The organism is Bradyrhizobium sp. (assembly GCF_019244115.1).
Classification (GTDB): Bacteria; Pseudomonadota; Alphaproteobacteria; order Rhizobiales; family Xanthobacteraceae; genus Bradyrhizobium.
In genome coordinates this window covers 1-2,062 of record NZ_JAFATE010000753.1, presented here as the reverse complement: position 1 = coordinate 2,062, position 2,062 = coordinate 1, and the positions used below count along the sequence as shown (strand labels likewise).

The 2,062-nt window shown below is 64.4% G+C and carries 1 protein-coding gene and 1 pseudogene; one reads left to right on the top strand and one right to left on the bottom strand.

Translation table 11 applies throughout. The features are described from left to right. Positions 1 to 167 precede the first annotated feature (167 nt). Positions 168 to 1,316, top strand: coding sequence for an IS110 family transposase (locus JOZ76_RS32395; RefSeq protein ID WP_291705462.1), 1,149 nt, complete (start codon positions 168 to 170; stop codon positions 1,314 to 1,316). Between the two features lie 362 nt (positions 1,317 to 1,678). Here the strand turns inward: JOZ76_RS32395 and tcuB are convergent. Further along, positions 1,679 to 2,062, bottom strand: a pseudogene (gene tcuB / locus JOZ76_RS32390) (tricarballylate utilization protein TcuB); the annotation flags it as partial.

Sequence of the window (2,062 nt, the reverse complement as noted above, 5' to 3'; positions counted from 1 at the left end):
CACCGAGGACGATGCGATGGCGCTGGCCGAGAAATTCGACTGGAAGGCAATCCAGGCGGCCGCGCAGATGAAGTAGCGAAGGTGCAGGTCCGTAGATTCCATGGGGCGGTGAGCATGGCCGATCCGGTAGGTTTGGGTTTGCACACTCGAACCATCGGAGAAGTCAGATGCAAGCATCGACCGCAGCCACGCCCACCGTGGAGCATTGTGGCACAATTTTCGTCGCAATCGAACTGAGCCAGAAGAGCTGGCTTTTGACGGTGCACAGCCCGGAGCGGGGGCGGATGTCGCGCCACAAGCTCGAAGGAGGCGATCATGCCGAGCTGTTGGCGTTGATCGCCCGGGCCAGGGCGCGGGCGGCGGAGAAGCTCGGATCCGTGCCGGAAGTGGTGAGCTGCTATGAAGCCGGTTATGACGGCTTTTGGCTGCATCGGCTGCTGGAAGCGGCCGGGATTAAGAACTTCGTGTTTGATGCAGCCAGCATTGCAGTCGAGCAGCGTGCCCGCCGGGCCAAGACGGACCGGATCGACGGCGAGCTTCTGCTGCGCACCTTGATGGCCTATTTACGCGGCGAACCGCGAGTGGTTCGGATCGTCCGGGTACCGAGCCTGGAAGCCGAGGATGCCCGGCGTGCCAGCCGCGAACGCGACCGGCTGATCACCGAGCAGACCGCCCATACCAACCGGATCAAGGCGCTGCTGCGCCTGTGCGGGATGGCGGTCGGCAATCCGCGGCGGCGAGATTGGCTGGCTTGGCTCGCGCGGCAGCGCGACTGGCAAGGACAGCCGGTGCCGCCGCAGTTGTTGGCCGAAGTGACGCGCGAGCATGCGCGGCTGATGCTGATGCGCGACCAGCTTGCGGCGCTGGAAGAAGCACAGGCGACACAGGCCGCTCCGGTTCCGGCGCCCACGGCGGAGCGGCAGAAGCTGTTACTTCGCCTCAAGGCGCTCGGTCCGGCTTTCACCGCGACGCTGGTGAACGAGCTGTTTTACAAAAACTTCCGCAACCGCCGCGAGGTCGCCAGCTATTGCGGATTGACGCCCAGTCCCTGGAAGAGCGGCAGCACCGATCGCGAGCAGGGCATCAGCAAGGCCGGCAACCGGCGCGCCCGCCACAAGGCAATCGAACTGGCCTGGCTGTGGCTCCGCCATCAGCCGGAAAGCGCGCTCAGCCGCTGGTTCCGTACCCGCACAGCCACCGCCGGCAAGCGCACCAAGCGCGTCGCCATCGTTGCCTTGGCGCGCAAGCTGATCGTGGCGCTGTGGCGCTATCTCACCACCGGTCTCGTTCCAGAGCAGGCAATCATGAAGACATAACGACCACGCCACCACGCAGCGCGGCTCGCCGCGCTCGTGCGGGATGGATGATGACCGTGCCACCCTAGGGCCTCAACCGCCGTTTCGTAGATGGGTCTCATCCTCGCCAGGCTTCCTCGCCGCAAGCATGCGGAAGGTGGGTACGGATCAAACAATCCGACCGGATATGAGGTGATGCAGTGAGCTGCAGAAATCTTCGGAAGCCAATCCCTGCCACGAGCCCGGTCGGCGCGCTGCGCTACGCATGGCTCCGCGCGCCGCCCTCTCACCGCCCAAACCTGACCCGATCCAAAAGGACAGCCTTGACTTACAAATCCCCATATGAGGGTGGGCACGCTTCGCTTTGCCCACCTTACGACATCTCACTCGGCGGTACCCACCATCATCTGCCGCTCGCGCGCATAACGCACCAGCGCAACGAAGCGATAGATGCCGTGGACGAACTTGCCATAGGGCATGGTGATGAAGAGCGCGAAAACGACACCGAGATGAAGCGCAAGCAGCGGTCCCATTGCGTTCGTCTCGCGGAGAGCCAGCAGCAACAGCCCCGTGAGGCTGGTCAGGAGCAGCATGACGATGAACGCGACATCCATGCCCTTGCGCGTCTCGTCGACCAGCACGGGATCGCGCTGCGATTTCGCGGCGAGGAGCCCGATCGGTCCGACCAGCAGCCCGATGCCACCGAGTGTGCCGAGCACGACCGGCAGATCCCACCACACATACGGCGCCTCGCGCCCCAGCAGGTA